Source organism: Luteibacter yeojuensis (assembly GCF_011742875.1).
Classification (GTDB): Bacteria; Pseudomonadota; Gammaproteobacteria; order Xanthomonadales; family Rhodanobacteraceae; genus Luteibacter; species Luteibacter yeojuensis.
Map to the genome: position 1 here is coordinate 16,995 of NZ_JAAQTL010000001.1, position 15,491 is coordinate 32,485.

The 15,491-nt window shown below is 66.4% G+C and carries 12 protein-coding genes; 8 read left to right on the top strand and 4 right to left on the bottom strand.

What is annotated here, in order from left to right; genetic code table 11:
- Window positions 1-231 precede the first annotated feature (231 nt).
- The 3 genes from nadC to HBF32_RS00105 form a co-directional block, all read right to left on the bottom strand.
- Complete coding sequence (gene nadC / locus HBF32_RS00095; protein ID WP_166697625.1) at window positions 232-1,098, bottom strand: carboxylating nicotinate-nucleotide diphosphorylase; 867 nt, start codon at window positions 1,096-1,098, stop codon at window positions 232-234.
- A gap of 149 nt (window positions 1,099-1,247) precedes the next feature.
- Window positions 1,248-3,509: a DUF1631 domain-containing protein gene (locus HBF32_RS00100; protein WP_166697626.1), complete on the bottom strand. Its 2,262-nt coding sequence runs from the start codon at window positions 3,507-3,509 to the stop codon at window positions 1,248-1,250.
- Window positions 3,510-3,586: 77 nt separating this feature from the next.
- Complete coding sequence (locus tag HBF32_RS00105; RefSeq protein WP_166697627.1) at window positions 3,587-3,877, bottom strand: Trm112 family protein; 291 nt, start codon at window positions 3,875-3,877, stop codon at window positions 3,587-3,589.
- Window positions 3,878-3,949: 72 nt separating this feature from the next.
- Here HBF32_RS00105 and purE point away from each other — a divergent pair, with 72 nt between their 5' ends.
- Window positions 3,950-4,465 carry a 5-(carboxyamino)imidazole ribonucleotide mutase gene (gene purE, locus HBF32_RS00110; RefSeq protein ID WP_166697628.1) on the top strand — a complete coding sequence of 172 codons (516 nt, stop codon included), beginning with the start codon at window positions 3,950-3,952 and terminating at the stop codon, window positions 4,463-4,465.
- A 50-nt stretch (window positions 4,466-4,515) separates the two neighbouring features.
- Window positions 4,516-5,616, top strand: coding sequence for a 5-(carboxyamino)imidazole ribonucleotide synthase (locus HBF32_RS00115; protein ID WP_166700379.1), 1,101 nt, complete (start codon window positions 4,516-4,518; stop codon window positions 5,614-5,616).
- A 126-nt stretch (window positions 5,617-5,742) separates the two neighbouring features.
- Here HBF32_RS00115 and HBF32_RS00120 read toward each other — a convergent pair whose 3' ends face one another.
- A complete protein-coding gene (locus HBF32_RS00120) occupies window positions 5,743-6,324 on the bottom strand; it encodes a superoxide dismutase (protein WP_166697629.1) in 582 nt (193 codons plus the stop codon).
- 82 nt (window positions 6,325-6,406) lie between these two features.
- On the opposite strand from HBF32_RS00120, the gene grxD reads away from it, so the two are divergent.
- From grxD to ppnN, 6 genes are all read left to right on the top strand, one after another.
- Window positions 6,407-6,730 (top strand): Grx4 family monothiol glutaredoxin, encoded by a 324-nt coding sequence (gene grxD, locus HBF32_RS00125; protein ID WP_166697630.1) that lies wholly within the window; start codon window positions 6,407-6,409, stop codon window positions 6,728-6,730.
- Window positions 6,727-7,494: an SDR family NAD(P)-dependent oxidoreductase gene (locus HBF32_RS00130; RefSeq protein ID WP_166697631.1), complete on the top strand. Its 768-nt coding sequence runs from the start codon at window positions 6,727-6,729 to the stop codon at window positions 7,492-7,494. The genes grxD and HBF32_RS00130 overlap by 4 nt, the downstream gene beginning before the upstream one ends.
- 24 nt (window positions 7,495-7,518) lie before the next feature.
- Window positions 7,519-8,115: a YhgN family NAAT transporter gene (locus HBF32_RS00135; RefSeq protein ID WP_166697632.1), complete on the top strand. Its 597-nt coding sequence runs from the start codon at window positions 7,519-7,521 to the stop codon at window positions 8,113-8,115.
- 95 nt (window positions 8,116-8,210) lie between these two features.
- Window positions 8,211-9,920: a bifunctional ornithine lipid synthase OlsF gene (gene olsF, locus HBF32_RS00140; RefSeq protein WP_166697633.1), complete on the top strand. Its 1,710-nt coding sequence runs from the start codon at window positions 8,211-8,213 to the stop codon at window positions 9,918-9,920.
- 455 nt (window positions 9,921-10,375) lie between these two features.
- Window positions 10,376-13,732, top strand: a complete 3,357-nt coding sequence (locus HBF32_RS00145; RefSeq protein ID WP_166697634.1) for a TonB-dependent receptor — start codon at window positions 10,376-10,378, stop codon at window positions 13,730-13,732.
- Window positions 13,733-13,994: 262 nt separating this feature from the next.
- Complete coding sequence (gene ppnN, locus HBF32_RS00150) at window positions 13,995-15,392, top strand: nucleotide 5'-monophosphate nucleosidase PpnN (protein ID WP_166697635.1); 1,398 nt, start codon at window positions 13,995-13,997, stop codon at window positions 15,390-15,392.
- Window positions 15,393-15,491: the final 99 nt, after the last annotated feature.

Here is a 15,491-nt window from a genome sequence, read left to right on the forward strand (position 1 = left end):
GGCCCGGGCAGACCACAACCCCCACCTTTGTGTAGGAGCCGCTATGGCGGCGAGGGGAACTTGCCTCGCCGCTTCGTCACTCCGTGGGCTTCTCGCCGCCATGGCGGCTCCTACAGAAGAGTGGGCCGGAAGGACGCTTGTGGGAGCCGGCTGTGCCGGCGATCCCGCGGCAGCGGGCCAGCGTGCCGCGAGCACCCATCGCCGCTGAAGCGGCTCCCACAACGACCGTTGCTACAGGTCGAGGCGGAGCGACAGGTCGATGGCGCGGACGTGCTTGGTCAGGGCACCGCTGGAAATGAAGTCCACGCCAGTCTCCGCAATGGCGCGGATCGTGTCGATCTCGACGTTGCCGGAAACCTCCAGCGGAATCCGTCCCGCCGTGAAGGCCACGGCCTCGGTCAGCATCTCAGGCGTGAAGTTGTCGAGCAGGGCGCGGTCGGCACCGGCGGATACCGCCTGCGCCAGTTCATCCAGCGATTCCACTTCGACGATCAGCGGCAGGTCCGGATGGATGGCGCGTGCGGCACGCACGGCGGCGGGAATGCCCCCGGCGGCAATGATGTGGTTTTCCTTGAGCATCATCGCGTCGAAGAGGCCCATCCGGTGATTGGTGCCGCCACCGCAACGTACCGCGTACTTCTGGGCCCGGCGCAGGCCCGGGATCGTCTTGCGGGTGTCCAGAACGCGCGTGTGCGTGCCGGCGATCGCTTCGGCGTAGCGTGCCGTGACGGTGGCCGTCGCGGAGAGCAGCTGGAGGAAATTCAGCGCCGAGCGTTCCGCCGTCACCAGTGCGCGCGCCTTGCCGGCGAGCCGGCAGATGGCCGTTCCAGGCGCGACGCGGTCGCCGTCGTTGGCGAGCCATTCGATCCGCACGTCCGGATCGAGCTTGCGGAAGCATGCGTCGAACCACGCCGAGCCGCAGAGGACCGCATCTTCGCGGCACGTCAGCACGGCCGTGGCGGAGGCGCCGGGATCGAGCAGGTCGGCGGTCGCATCGCCAGGGCCGACATCCTCGGCGAAGGCGCGTTCCACATCGGCAAGGATCTCGCTGGCCGGCGGGAGTGCCTCGGCGAGGTGTCGCGGGTCGGGTGGGTTCATCGTGCGGCGGTGTCCATGGAAGAGGCCGCTACCTTACCAAGATCCTTCGCCGGTCCTGTAGGAGCCGCTATAGCGGCGAGACCCGCCTGGCGACGCGGTCGCGAGGGTTCCTCGCCGCTATAGCGGCTCCTACAGGGGATCCGGGCGGATCAGCCTTCCGGCTGGCGGAGCTTCTCGACGATGGCGTCCATCGCGCGATCGAACAGGAGCGTGGAATCGAGTACACGCGCCGTGCCGTTCGCGAAGGCCTGGGCAAGGCCCGCGAGGCTGTGGTCGGCCACCTTGAGGCCGCGACGGTTCACGAAGAGGTAGCGGCCGCTGATCGGGCTGATCCAGGAAAGCTTCGCGCGGTCGGTGGTGCCGTCGGCGGCGACGAATTCGAGCCACTGACCCACCTTCAGCTCGCGCGCCTGGGCGAGGTAGCGTTCGTCGAACGCCTCGTCGAGGAGGGAATCCACCTCGTCGTCCGGCTCCGGCGCGGCCACCGGTTCCTCGATGGCCTGGATCGCTTCCGGCAGCGGCATCACGCTGGCGACGATCGTCCCCGAGGCCGTTTCCGGCGCCGCCTCACCCAGTTGCTGACGATAGAAGGCGTGCAGCTGGGCGAGCAGTTGTTCGGTATCGGCCTCCTGGAAGGCGACAGCGGCCAGGCCGCGGCGCAGGCCGCGCTCGATGCCAGGCAGCATGGCGCGCAGGTCGCGGCGGCTGTTGAGGTCGTGCACGGGACGCGCGCTGGCGATGAATTCGTCGATGAAGCGCAGCGACTCGCGGAACTCGTGCGACTCCTCGCCCTGGCGGAGCAGGGTGAGCACGATGTAGTTGGCCCATGCACGCGTGAGCACGCCATAAACGAGTGGCGGCAGCGAGGCGCCGCCGATGCGGCCGACGATCTCCTGCGCGGCGCGACGACGGGCGTGTTCGAGTTTCTCGCGCCCGCGGGTGGATTCGGCCACGCGCTGCTCGGCCAGTTCAGCGCGCTTGCGGCTGACATCGAGGAAATCCTGCAGTTCGGCGGCGAGCTTCGTGAAGATGGCCACGTCGTCGTCGAACTCGTGCAGCAGCCGCTCGACGATCGACTTCACCTTGTCGAACAGGCGGCCGTCGCGATCGGCCTCGGCCGACCAGCCCTTCGCGGCATCGGCCAGCGCATCGAGCAGTTGACGTGCCGGATGCGATTTGTGCGCGAACATCCGGCGGTCGAGCAGGCCGACCTTGAGGTAGGGGATCTGCAGGCGCGCGAGCATCACTTGCATCTCGGCCGGCAGGTTGTGGTCTTCGAGGATGAACTCGAAGAGCATGCCCACCAGGTCGATGGTGTCCTCGTCCATGCCGGACACGTGCGCGGTCTGCTGGCCGCGCAACTGGCCGATCTGGGCGAGCAGTTGTTCCTTCAGCTGGGCCACGTCGCGGGTGACGTCGGCCTGCGTGGCGAGCGGCGCCGCGTTGCTGGGCAGCACGGCGATCTGGCTCTGCAGCAGCGTCAGCGCGCCGAGCAGCTCGGTGGCGCTGGGCAACGGTCCCGTCGCCAGCGGCATCCCACCCGTGCCGAGGACGGCCGCGTCGCCGCGCCGCGCGGAGAACAGCGCATGCAGCGACTGCATGAACTCGGCGGCGGCCGCGTCCGTGACCGGCGCGGCGACCTGCGCCGGCGCGACGGCAGCCGATACCGGGCCGATGGGGGCGGGCGCGTCGCTGCGTCGCGTGGGAATCTCGTGGCGCAGCTGGGGCAGCACGCCGGCGGCCGCCAGTTCATTGTTGATGTCGTCGTAAAGCTCGTCGATGCCGGCGAGCACGTAGCGATCGAACAGCTTGTAGATGATCAGCTTGACGCGGACCTCGACCATCAGCTCGCGCATCGCCTGGCGGAACGCGCCGGCGAGGGAGGCGGGGCCGACCGGGTTGCTGGCGTCGTCCATCTTGGCGCCGCCGCAGATCACCGACAGGCGCTGGTTCACGGCGAACAGGGCGCGCGCAAGGCGCTGCTCGTTCTTGCCGATCATGCTGGTGATGGCGAGCGATTCCTCCAGCTCGTTCTCGCCGACGAGGCTGAGCTCGATGTTGGCGAGCGGGCGCGCGTTCGCGTCGCTATCCGGGGCACGCGTACGGCCCGCGGAGAAATCGGCCAGGTCACGCGCGACCTGGCCGAGGAACGTGCGTTCGACGATCGCGCGCTTCTTGCGTACTTCGCGCATGCCATCGAAGAACTGGGTCTGTGCCGCGTTGTTCTCGGCTTTCTCGGCCAGGTCGAACAGTGCGTCGTCGATGTTCTCGAACATGTTCGAGGCCAGCGCGTGCAACCGCTTGGTAGCCAGGCCGCGCACCGTCACCAGCAGCTCGCCCACGCGCTCGCTGCGCGGGTCCAGGCGCTGGCTCAGATCGACGACGTTGGACGGCTCGCTCGCGTTGTTCATCGCGCATCCTGGATATGTACTGGCCCCCGCCCGAGGCGCCATTGTGCGGGAACGAATGCTTTATAGCGTGACTTGCGTCACGGATTTTGTGCGCGACCCGTTTCCGGAGTAAAGCCCGCCAGTTGGAGGGTACCGATGCCCGCGTCGGGGAGCATGACAGGGATGCCGTCCTCCACCCGATAGACGACTTGGCCGTCGGTGGTGATCAGGCCTTCGGAGATGGCCTCGGCGACCTTTTCGCCGGCCACGGTGTCGACCGAGCCGGCACGGATGGCGCTGTTGAGCTGATCGCGCTCCGCCGCCGAAAGCGGGCGGAGGGGGCGCTTGCTGACCGGGCAGCAGAGGATGTCGAGGAGACGCTTGTCCATGGATAGGGCCGCCGGAGGGGCCACCTTATGAAAGGAATGCCTTTACAATAGCGACTTTTGGGTGCTCCGGCCATGACTTCCAACGGTGCTAACGAAGCGGACAGGCCACGCGTCGGCGTGGTGATGGGGTCGCGTTCGGACTGGGAAACGATGGAGCACGCCTCCGCCACGCTGACCCGTCTGGGCATCCTGCATGAGATCCGCGTGGTCTCCGCCCACCGCACGCCCGACCTGCTCTTCGACTACGCCGCCACGGCGCGGGACCGGGGTATCCAGGTCATCGTCGCCGGCGCCGGTGGCGCCGCGCACCTGCCGGGCATGCTCGCCGCGAAGACGCCCCTGCCGGTGTTCGGGGTGCCGGTGCAGTCCAAGGCCCTGAACGGCATGGATTCCCTTCTTTCCATCGCGCAGATGCCGGCCGGCGTTCCGGTGGGAACCCTGGCCATCGGCCGGGCCGGCGCCGTCAACGCCGCCCTGCTGGCCGGTTCGGTGCTCGCCTTGCACGACCCCGCGGTGGCCTCCGCGCTGGACGCCTTCCGGTCGGAGCAGACCCGTACCGTCCTGGACGATCCGGATCCCCGCACGTGAGTCGCGCCCTTCCTACCGTAGGCATCCTCGGGGGCGGCCAGCTCGCCCGCATGCTGGCCCTGGCCGCGGCGCCGCTGGGCATCCGCACCCTGGCGGTCGACGCGTCGGCCGACGCCTGCGCCGGCCAGGTCGCTGAGCTCCTCATCGCGGGCTGGAGCGACGAGGCCGCCCTTGCGGACTTCGCCCGCCGGGTCGATGCCGTCACCTTCGATTTCGAGAACGTCCCGGCGGCGACCGCCGAGCGCCTGGCCGGACAGGTCGCGGTCCATCCCAATCCGCAGGCACTTGCCGTGGCCCAGGACCGCCTTGCCGAAAAGACCCTGTTTCGCGAATCGGGCCTCGACACGCCCGGGTTCGCCGCGGTGGACACCCGCGACGACCTGGTCGCGGCGGTCGAACGCATCGGCCTGCCCGCCATCCTGAAGACGCGCCGGCTCGGCTACGACGGCAAGGGCCAGTTCCGCCTGAAGACGGCCGCCGACATCGACGCGGCCTGGGCGGCCCTTGGCGAGGCGGCGGCGAAGCACGGCCTGATCCTCGAGGCCTTCGTGCCCTTCGACCGCGAACTGTCGGTCGTGGCCGTGCGCGGCCGCGACGGCGAGTTCCGGACCTGGCCGCTCACCCGCAACTGGCACGTCGACGGCGTCCTGTCGCTGAGCCTCGCACCCGCCCCGGGCACGTCCGACGCACTCGAGCAGGCCGCCGTCGCGCAGGCGAAGGCCATCGCCGAGCGGCTCGGGTACGTGGGCGTGTTCGCGCTGGAGCTGTTCGTCCGGGGCGGGGAACTGCTCGGCAACGAGATGGCTCCCCGCGTGCACAACTCCGGGCACTGGACCATCGAGGGTGCGCATACCAGCCAGTTCGAGAACCATATCCGCGCCGTGCTGGGCCTTCCGCTGGGGGATACCGGCGCCCGCGGCGCGAGCGCCATGCTCAACTGGATCGGCGAGATGCCCGATCCCGCGCCCGTGTTGTCCGTCGCCGATGGCCACTGGCATGACTACGGAAAGGAAGCGCGCCCCGGCCGCAAGGTGGGTCACGCGACCATCTGTGCCAGCGACGCCGGCAGCCTGCGGGCGAAGCTGGTGGAAGTGGGGTCGGGGCTGGGGCGCGAGGCCCAGGTGGCCCCGGCGATCGAGGTGCTGGGCTAGTCCCGGCCCGCCGGCCCATCCTGTGGCAAGGGCCTCTGTAGGAGCCGCTATAGCGGCGAGGAAACCTGGCAGCACGCCCGCAAGATTTCCCTCGCCGCTATAGCGGCTCCTACAGCGGGAAGGTGCTCAGGCGAGATTCTTCGCCGCGAACTCCCAGTTGACGATGTTCCAGAACGCTTCCAGATACTTCGGACGGGCGTTGCGGTAATCGATGTAGTAGGCGTGCTCCCACACATCGGCCGTGAACAGCGGCTTGTCGCTGCCGGTGATCGGGGTGGCCGCGTTCGAGGTGTTCACGATGGCCAGCGAACCGTCCGGACGCTGCACCAGCCAGGTCCAGCCCGAGCCGAAGTTGCCGGCGGCCTGCTTGACGAACTCTTCCTTGAACTTGTCGACCGAGCCGAAAGCCTTGACCAGCGCATCGGCCAGCTTGGCCGGCGGCTCGGCCTGCTGCGAGGCCGGACGCATCGAATGCCAGTAAAACGTATGGTTCCAGATCTGCGCGGCGTTGTTGAAGATGCCGCCCGAGGAGGTCTTGACGATATCTTCCAGGCTCTTGCCCTCGAACTCCGTACCCTTGATCAGGTTGTTGAGATTCGTCACGTAGGCCTGGTGGTGCTTGCCGTGGTGGAACTCCAGCGTCTCGGCGGAGATATGCGGTTCCAGGGCATTCTTCTCATAGGGGAGCGGGGGAAGTTCGAACGCCATTGCGGGACTCCTTAGCGGTGGCTGGGGGAAAGGGACTGATACACTATGCAACTACTCGCATTCTAATGATGAAAACCGAGCTATGGACGTCGTAGACGAGATCAAGGCCATCGTGGCGGCCCACCCGATCGTGCTTTTCATGAAAGGCACGCCGGAATACCCCACCTGTGGCTTCTCCGACCGGGCGGTCAAGGCCTTGCAGGCCGCGGGCGCGACGTTCCATTTCGTGAACGTGCTGGCGGATCCGCGCATTCGCGCCGGGCTGCCGCATTACTCGAACTGGCCCACCTTTCCGCAGCTGTTCCTCCTCGGCGAGTTCATCGGCGGCTGCGACATCGTCGAAGACCTGCACGCCGCGGGCGAGCTGAAGCGCATGGCAGCAGACGTGGCGGGGGCGGCCTCGTGAGCGTCCTGCCGTCCGCCCGCCTTCCCGAAGGCTGGGCGATCGCGCCCGGCGCACTGGCCGGCCGCGTGGTCATCGTGACGGGTGCGACGGGCGGCCTGGGCGGCGAAACGGCGAAGGCCGCGATGCGCGCGGGCGCCACGGTGGTCATCACCGGGCGCAAGGTCCGTGCCCTGGAGAAGCTCTACGACGAACTCGTGGCGCTCGGCGCGGGCGAGCCGGTGATCCACCCGCTCGACCTCGAAAGCGCCACGCCGAACGATTACGCCGCGCTGGCCGAAGGCATCGAGAAGGAATTCGGTCGGCTGGACGGCATCGTGCATGCCGCCGCGCACTTCAACGAACTCACGCCCATCGCGATGCACAAGCCGGACGACTGGCTGCGTGCGATGCAGGTCAATGTTTCCGCGCCGTTCGCGCTCACCCAGGCCTGCATGCCCCTGCTCGCGAAGGCCGAAGACAGCGCCGTGGTCTTCGTGCTCGACGATCCGGACCTCGTCTCCCGTGCCCACTGGGGTGGCTACGGCGTGTCCAAGGCCGCGGTGGAGCGCATGGCCGCGGTGCTGCATGCCGAGAACGGCCGCGGCGCGCTGCGCGTGCACGCGCTGCTCCCCCCGCCGATGCGCACGGCACTGCGCCGCGCCGCCTACTACGGCGAGAACACCCTGGAAAAACCGCTGCCCACGGCCTCGGCCGAAGCGATCGTGTACCTGCTTTCCGGGGCGGCCGCGAACGCGCGCGGCACCGTGCTCGATATCCGCGACTGAGGAGCTGTACCCATGGAAACGCAGATGACCACCCTGTCAGCGGGCATCCTGCTGTTCCTCATCATGGATCCGCTGGGCAACATTCCCCTGTTCCTGGCCCTGCTGAAGGACGTTCCGCCGCAGCGCCGGCGCAAGGTGATGATCCGCGAACTGCTGATCGCCCTGGCGGTGCTCGTGGCGTTCCTGCTGGGCGGCCAGTACATCCTCAAGGTGCTGCAGCTGCGCCAGGAATCGGTGAGCATCGCCGGCGGCATCGTGCTCTTCCTCATCGGCATCCGCATGGTCTTTCCGCCCGTGGAGGGCGGCGTGTTCGGCAAGCCGGGGGAGGGCGAACCGTTCATCGTCCCGATGGCGATTCCCGGTGTGGCCGGACCTTCGGCAATGGCCGCCCTGTTGCTGCTGACCAATTCCCAGCCAGGCCGCACGGCGGAGTGGGGCATCGCCCTCTTCCTTGCCTGGTTTGCCACGGCGGCGATCCTGCTCAGCTCCACCTTCCTGTTCCGCTGGCTGGGCGAAAGCGTGCTTACCGCCATGGAGCGGTTGATGGGCATGTTGCTTATCGCCCTGTCGGTTCAGATGTTTCTGAGCGGTCTCTCCGCTTACCTTCATATTGCCGTCTGATCGACGTCCGGCACATTGCCGCAAGAACATACGTGGCGGTAGGGTTACTGTCATAATTGCCCGCGAGCATGTGGACGTCTAAGGGAGCCCAAGCCATGCTGAGCATCGATCAGACCCTGCTGGAGCGCGTGCCGTGGCTGGCGCAGCATCCACGCCTCCGCAAGCCCATCGTCGGTGTATTGGAAAGCCTTGCCCACGAAGATCGCTTCAACCGCACGCTGGCACTCGCCGGTGGGGCGCAGGGTTTCGAGTTTTGCGAGAAGACGCTCGATTACCTCGGTGTCAGCTGCCGCGTCACCGAGCGCGAGCGCGAGAACATCCCGGTCGAAGGTCCGCTGATCGTCGTCGCCAACCACCCGCTGGGCATGGTCGATGCGATCGCGCTGATCCAGCTGATCGGCTCGGTGCGCCGCGACGTCCGTATCCTCGGCAACGACGTGCTCGCCGCCGTGCCGCAACTCGGGTCGCTGCTCCTGCCCGTGGACGTGTTCGGCAAGGGCACGAGTTCGCGGATGCGCGCGGTGTTCCGCGCCATCGAAGCCGGCGAGGTCCTCATCATGTTCCCGGCCGGCGAAGTCTCGCGCGTGCGTCCGAACGGGGTGCGCGACGGCAAGTGGGCCGACGGTTTCGCGCGCATCGCCATGCGTGCCGGCGTGCCGGTCCTGCCCGTGCACATCGCCGCGCGCAATTCCGTGGCCTTCTACGGCCTGTCCATGCTGGCCAAGCCACTCAGCACGGCCATGCTTCCGCGCGAGGCGACCTCGGGCCGGCAGCGCGTGGGTTTCCGCATCGGCAAGCTGGTGGATGCGGAGGAACTGAAGCAGGCCAGCGGCGGCTCGTCCGAGCAGGCCGCGAAGCTCATGCGCCGCCACGTCTATCGCGTGGCTCGTCAGCGCGGCCTGATCTTCGGCGGACAGACGCCGCTGGCGCATCCGGAGCCGGTCGAACGCGTCGTCGCGGAACTCGACAAGGCCGAACTGCTGGCCGAACTGCCGGACGGCAAGAAGATCCTGCTGATGCAAGGCGCGACCGACAGCTATGCGCTGCGCGAGATCGGCCGCCTCCGCGAACTCACCTTCCGCCGCGTGGGCGAGGGCACCGGCAAGCGCCGCGACCTCGACGCGTACGATCCGCTCTACGAGCACCTGGTGCTGTGGGACGCGAAGGCGTTGCGTATCGTCGGCGCGTACCGCTTCGGTCACGGCGGACGCCTGATCGCCGACCACGGCATGCGTTCGCTGTACACCTCGAGCCTGTTCGATTACTCGCCCGCGCTCGAGTCGCGTCTCGCCCAGGGTCTCGAACTCGGGCGCAGCTTCATCGCGCCCGCCTACTGGCGCTCGCGCGCGCTCGACCAGCTGTGGCAGGGCATCGGCCTCTACCTGCAGCGCCATCGCGACCTGCGTTACCTCTTCGGTCCGGTGAGCATGTCGGTGAGCATGCCGCGCGAAGCGCGCGAATGGATCGCGGCGGCGCATCAGCATTTCTTCGGCGCGCCTGGGCTGGCCGCCGCCCGCCTGCCGTTCGTGATCCCGGAATCGACCCTCGAATCCGTGCGCCGCGAACTGGAAGGCCTGGACCCGGCCGCCGGCCTGGGCAAGCTCAAGCACCGCCTGGACGCCCTGGGCGTGACCTTGCCGGTGCTTTACCGCCAGTACGTGGACCTGGTCGAACCGACGGGTGTGCAGTTCCTCGCTTTCGGCGAGGACCCGGACTTCGCCGGCTGCGTCGACGGCCTGGTGATGCTCGACCTGGCCTCCCTCAAGCCGGCGAAGCGCTCCCGCTACCTGGGCAAGGCCGACTGAACTTTCGCCACCTTCTGTAGGAGCCGCCATGGCGGCGAGGGCAATCTGGCCTCGCCGCGTCATCGCTCCGTGGGCTTCTCGCCGCCATGGCGGCTCCTACAAGGTGTGCGGGGCGCTGCTCTAAACGACGAAAGGTGGTTCTTACAAAGAACGACCTCGCCACGCTTTTTCTCGAATAAACTTGCGATTTGTCAATGTGTTGGACGACGAGATCGTCGGCGCAGGAAAAAGTGGTATTTATCGAATCGGCGTGAAAACGTTACAAATTTGTCATAGAATGCCGTTAAAGTTGGCTTAACAACTGTCGCCACCGCGTCCCGAAGGGGACCGGGCACACCGAGACGACATAGCCAGAGATTGGGGAAACCACCCGGACCGCGCGACCCGGCCAAGAGCCAGGTAGCCGTCCGTTTGGCCGAAAAATTTTTCGTTGCAAGCCACAGGGTCGACCATTAATGAATAGCCGAGTCCGCGCCAAACTTCTGCCGTTCGCGATCGCATCGCTGCTCGCGGCACCTGCCTTCGCGCAGGAAACGTCCTCCACCATCAGCGGTCGCGTGGTCGACGCCGGCGGCCAGCCGGTTGCCGGCGCCACCGTGGTCATCGTCCATGAGCCTTCGGGCACGTCGAAGACGACCACCACCGACGCCAGCGGCCGCTACTCGGCCCAGGGCCTGCGCGTCGGCGGTCCGTTCGACGTCACGGCGTCCAAGGACGGCATGCCGTCGGTCCGCCAGGACAACGTCTACCTGCAGCTGGGCAACGACACGGCGGTGAACCTTACCGCGTCCGCCGCCAACGCTGCTGACGCGACCGCCCTTGGTGGCGTGACCGTCTCGGCCGTTGCCGGCCAGTTCAACTCGGAAAACAAAGGCCTCGGCACCAACATCTCGCAAGCCCAGCTGAAGGCCGCGCCGTCGCCGAGCCGCAACATCGCCGACATCGCCCGTCGCGATCCGCGCGTGAACGTCGACCACGGCACGGGCGCCATCTCGGCCAACGGCCAGAACACCCGCCTCAACAACATCAAGGTCGACGGCCTTGGCGTGGGCGACCCGTTCGGCCTGAACTCCACCGGCATGCCGACCGTCGGCTCGCCCGTGTCTCTCGACACGATCGACTCGTTCAACATCTCGACGGCCAACTACGACGTCGCTTCCGACACCGTCGGCGCCGAGATCAACGCCGTCACCAAGTCGGGTACCAACGACTTCCACGGCTCGGTCTACTACGGCTTCAAGAACGCCAGCAGCATGGTCGGCGACGCCGGCTGGCTGGACAACAACAAGGAATACCGCGAGTTCGACCGCAACTGGACGGCCGGTGCGACCGTGGGCGGCCCGATCATCAAGGACAAGCTGTTCTTCTTCGCGGGTTACGAGAAGGAAGAAGTCACGGGTCTCAGCTCGGGCGCCGTGAATGGCCTCGATCCGTCGCTGGCGAACTCCACCAGCAACAAGATCGCCCCGGGCGACCTGCAGAGCATCATCGACGCCGCCCGCGGCCTCGGCCTTCAGCCGGGCGCGCAGGGCGCGAACGCCGGCACGCTGACCGACAAGCGTTACATCGCCAAGCTCGACTGGAACATCACCGACGGCCACCGCATGAACCTTGCGTACTCGCGTACCAAGGAAGTGAAGCCGAATCCGCAGGGCAATTACCCCGACGCGATCGGCCTGTCGAGCTACTGGTACACCGTCAACAGCGATATCAAGAACTACACGCTGCAGTCGTTCGACGACTGGACCGACAATTTCTCGTCGGAAACCAAGGTCGGCTACAGCGATTACCAGTTGAACCGCTCCGTGCAGTTCCAGCAGCCGCAGGTTGCGGTGCGCATCAACAACTCCAACTTCGGCACGAGCCCGAGTGGCCCGACCGTCAATCTTGGCGAAGACCAGTACAGTCACTACAACTCTGCTTCGGTCAAGACGCTGAACGCGATGTGGGCAGGCACCCTGTACCTCGACGAGCACACCATCAAGGGTGGCTTCGAGTGGGAGCGCAACCGCATCTACAACCTGTTCGGCCGCACGGAGTTCGGCGCGTACACCTTCGGCAACGACGGACTGAGCAATTTCCCGGCGGGCCTGTACAGCAACTACTCGCTGTACCAGCCGGCTCCGGGCTACTCCCTCAACGACATCGCCGCCCAGTGGGAGCTGCGTCGCCACACGTTCTTCCTGCAGGACACCTGGCAGCCGACCGATAACCTGTCGGTGCAGTTCGGCTTCCGCGTCAACAAGTACCTGACCGACGACAAGCCGCTGTACAACGCCACCTTCCAGCAGGCGTACGGCTTCAGCAACGCGAACACGATCAACGGCTCGAAGCTCGTCGAACCCCGCCTGTCGTTCAACTACAGCTTCGACAGCGAGTACAAGACCCAGCTGCGCGGCGGCGTAGGCCTGTTCCAGTCGGATCCGCCGACCGTGTGGATGACGAACCCGTACCAGAACAACGGTATCAACATCGTCACCTATTCTTACGACCGTCAGCCGGACGGCGTTACCTGCAAGCTCGGCAAGCAGCTCCTGCCGTGCCCGGCGTTCAGCCCCGATCCGCATAACCAGCCGACCAGCGGCGCGGGCACGGTTCCGCAGATGGCCGTCGACACCGTCGACAAGAATTTCAATCTGCCGAGCGTCTGGAAGTCCTCGCTGGCGTTCGATCGTGAACTGCCGTGGCAGGGCATCATCGCCAGCATCGAGTGGCAGCACCTCGACGTGCAGGACGGCATTCTCTACCAGAACCTCAACATCGGCGCCCCGACCGGTGTCATGCCGGACGGTCGTTACACCTACGCGGGCTGCATCGGTGGTTCGACGCCGGTGGGTGGTCCGACGGGCGCGAACTGCGGTACCAACCTCAACGGTTCCAACACGGGTGGCTCGAACGCACGCTATAACCAGGATTCGCGTTTCGCCCAGGGCGTGACCTACCTGACCAACACGAAGAAGGGCGGGGCGGATACCGTCACCCTGTCGTTCACCAAGCCGATGGAGAACGGCTGGTCGTGGAGCGTCGCCGCCACCGGCGGTCATTCGACCGAGGTGAACCCGGGTACCTCCAGCCAGGCCACGTCGAACTACTCCAACAGCGCCTGGTACAACCCGAACGAAGACGTGGCTTCCACGTCCAATACCAACATCGCGCGTCGTCTGAATGCGTCGATCACCTGGCAGCACAACTTCTTCGGTAACTACGCCACCACGGTCAGCGCGTTCTACGACGGTCACGACGGCGTGCCGTACAGCTGGATCTTCAGCAACGACGCCAATGGCGACAGCTACTCGAAGGACCTGGCGTACATCCCGACCCGCGGCGACGGCACCACCTTCACCACGGGCAAGAACGCGGCACCGGCGTCGCAGCAGGTCATCGACCAGTTCTACGACTACATCCAGCATGACGACTACCTGCGCAAGCACAAGGGTGAAGTGGCTCGTCGCAACGGCGCGAAGTCGGCCTGGGTCAACCAGCTCGATCTGAGCATCAGCCAGGAAGTGCCCGGCATCTTCAAGGGCAACAAGGGCGAGATCCGTCTCGACATCTACAACTTCCTGAACCTGGTGAACAAGGACTGGGGCCAGCAGTCGTACATCGGCTTCCCGTACACGCGTAACCTCGCCGCTTTCGGTGGCGTGGACCCGACCACGGGCAAGTACATCTACAACCTGCCGACCGATGCCAACGGCAACTACCAGCCGGGCCAGAAGGCCGTCTACGACGCTCCGACGGACAACAGCGCGACCAAGGTGAACCCGGTCTCGCGTTGGTCGGCCATGCTGACCGTCCGCTACACGTTCTAAGCGAAGGATTCGCTGCGCGACAAAGGCCGGCACCCGCAAGGGTGCCGGCTTTTTTGCTTCCTGTAGGAGCCGCTATAGCGGCGAGAAGCCCGCGAAGCGATGAAGCGGCGCGGTGGGCAGCCGTCGCCGCTATAGCGACTCCTACAGGCGGACGGCCTTGCGCGGACTTGACCCCCGCCGACCACTCGCGTGATCCTAGGCGGTCCGCTCCCACCCCGGGGCGGGGTTCGCCGCTAATTCGCGGTCAGAAGGACGTAAACCCATGAATGCCATCCAGTTCGGGGATCCCGTCAGCGGCAAGACCGTCAGCGCACGTGTCTCGCCGGCCGGCGGCCTCGACATCCTTTCCCGCAACGAAGTCGCGCGCCTGCGCGATGCCAGCGGGTCCGGTCTGCACCAGCTCATGCGCCGCTGTGCGCTGGCCGTGCTGACTTCCGGCAATCTTTCCGACGATCCGGGCAGCATCTTCGAGCAGTACCCCGACTTCGACATCCAGGTGCTGCAGGAAGACCGCGGCATCAAGATCGAGCTGAAGAACGCGCCCGAACAGGCCTTCGTCGACGGCCGCATCATCCGCGGCATCAACGAACTCCTCGTCGCCGTCGTGCGCGACATCGTCTATGTGTCCACGCAGCTGGAAGCCGGCGCGTTCGACCTGGACGACACCGTGGGCATCACCCACGCCGTCTTCGAGATCCTGCGCAATTCGCGCATCCTGCGTCCGCAGGTGGACCCGAACCTCGTCGTCTGCTGGGGTGGCCACTCCATTTCGCGCGACGAGTACGAATACACCAAGCGCGTGGGTTACCAGCTGGGCCTGCGCAGCATGGATATCTGCACGGGTTGCGGCCCTGGCGCCATGAAGGGCCCTATGAAGGGGGCGACCATCGCCCATGCCAAACAGCGCCGCAGGGGCAATCGCTACATCGGCGTGACCGAGCCGGGCATCATCGCCGCCGAGTCGCCGAACCCGATCGTGAACAACCTCGTGATCATGCCGGACATCGAGAAGCGCCTCGAGGCCTTCGTCCGTCTCGGTCACGGCATCATCGTGTTCCCGGGCGGCGTGGGCACGGCGGAAGAAATCCTGTACATGCTCGGCATCCTGTTGCTGCCGCAGAACAAGGACATTCCGTTTCCGCTGATCTTTACCGGCCCGCAGAAATCGGCGCCGTATTTCGAGCAGATCGACCGCTTCCTGCGTCTCGCGCTCGGCGACGACATCGCCCGGCACTACAAGATCGTCATCGACGATCCGGCGGCCGTGGCCCATGCGATGGTTTCCGGCATCGAGAAGGTGCGCAACCATCGCCTGGACAACAAGGACGCGTTCTTCTTCAACTGGGCGCTCGACATTCCGCTGTCGTTCCAGCAGCCGTTCCGCCCCACGCACCAGGCGATGGCCGGGCTCGCCCTGCATCGCGGCCGTCCGCGGCACGAGCTGGCGGCCGACCTGCGTCGTGCGTTCTCCGGCATTGTCGCCGGCAACGTCAAGGAGGAGGGCGTCAGGGCGATCGAGAAGTACGGGCCCTTCGTGATCGACGGCGAGACCGAGATCATGCGCGCGCTCGACGACTTGTTGAAAGCCTTCGTCGAGCAGCACCGCATGAAGCTTCCGGGCGGTACCGCTTACGAGCCTTGCTACGTCGTTCGTACGTGATTCAGCGGCCAGGGCGGCGGGTTGCCGCCCTGGCCTTCCCGTCGCTGAACGTGACGCGGATACAGGCTCGCCGCGTCACGCCTCCTAGACGGGGTGACG

Coding starts and splice junctions, on each gene's coding strand:
- nadC (WP_166697625.1), bottom strand. CDS start 1,098: ATGAACCCACCCGACCCGCGACACCTCGCCGAGGCACTCCCGCCGGCC.
- HBF32_RS00100 (WP_166697626.1), bottom strand. CDS start 3,509: ATGAACAACGCGAGCGAGCCGTCCAACGTCGTCGATCTGAGCCAGCGC.
- HBF32_RS00105 (WP_166697627.1), bottom strand. CDS start 3,877: ATGGACAAGCGTCTCCTCGACATCCTCTGCTGCCCGGTCAGCAAGCGC.
- purE (WP_166697628.1), top strand. CDS start 3,950: ATGACTTCCAACGGTGCTAACGAAGCGGACAGGCCACGCGTCGGCGTG.
- HBF32_RS00115 (WP_166700379.1), top strand. CDS start 4,516: ATGCTGGCCCTGGCCGCGGCGCCGCTGGGCATCCGCACCCTGGCGGTC.
- HBF32_RS00120 (WP_166697629.1), bottom strand. CDS start 6,324: ATGGCGTTCGAACTTCCCCCGCTCCCCTATGAGAAGAATGCCCTGGAA.
- grxD (WP_166697630.1), top strand. CDS start 6,407: ATGGACGTCGTAGACGAGATCAAGGCCATCGTGGCGGCCCACCCGATC.
- HBF32_RS00135 (WP_166697632.1), top strand. CDS start 7,519: ATGACCACCCTGTCAGCGGGCATCCTGCTGTTCCTCATCATGGATCCG.
- olsF (WP_166697633.1), top strand. CDS start 8,211: ATGCTGAGCATCGATCAGACCCTGCTGGAGCGCGTGCCGTGGCTGGCG.
- HBF32_RS00145 (WP_166697634.1), top strand. CDS start 10,376: ATGAATAGCCGAGTCCGCGCCAAACTTCTGCCGTTCGCGATCGCATCG.
- ppnN (WP_166697635.1), top strand. CDS start 13,995: ATGAATGCCATCCAGTTCGGGGATCCCGTCAGCGGCAAGACCGTCAGC.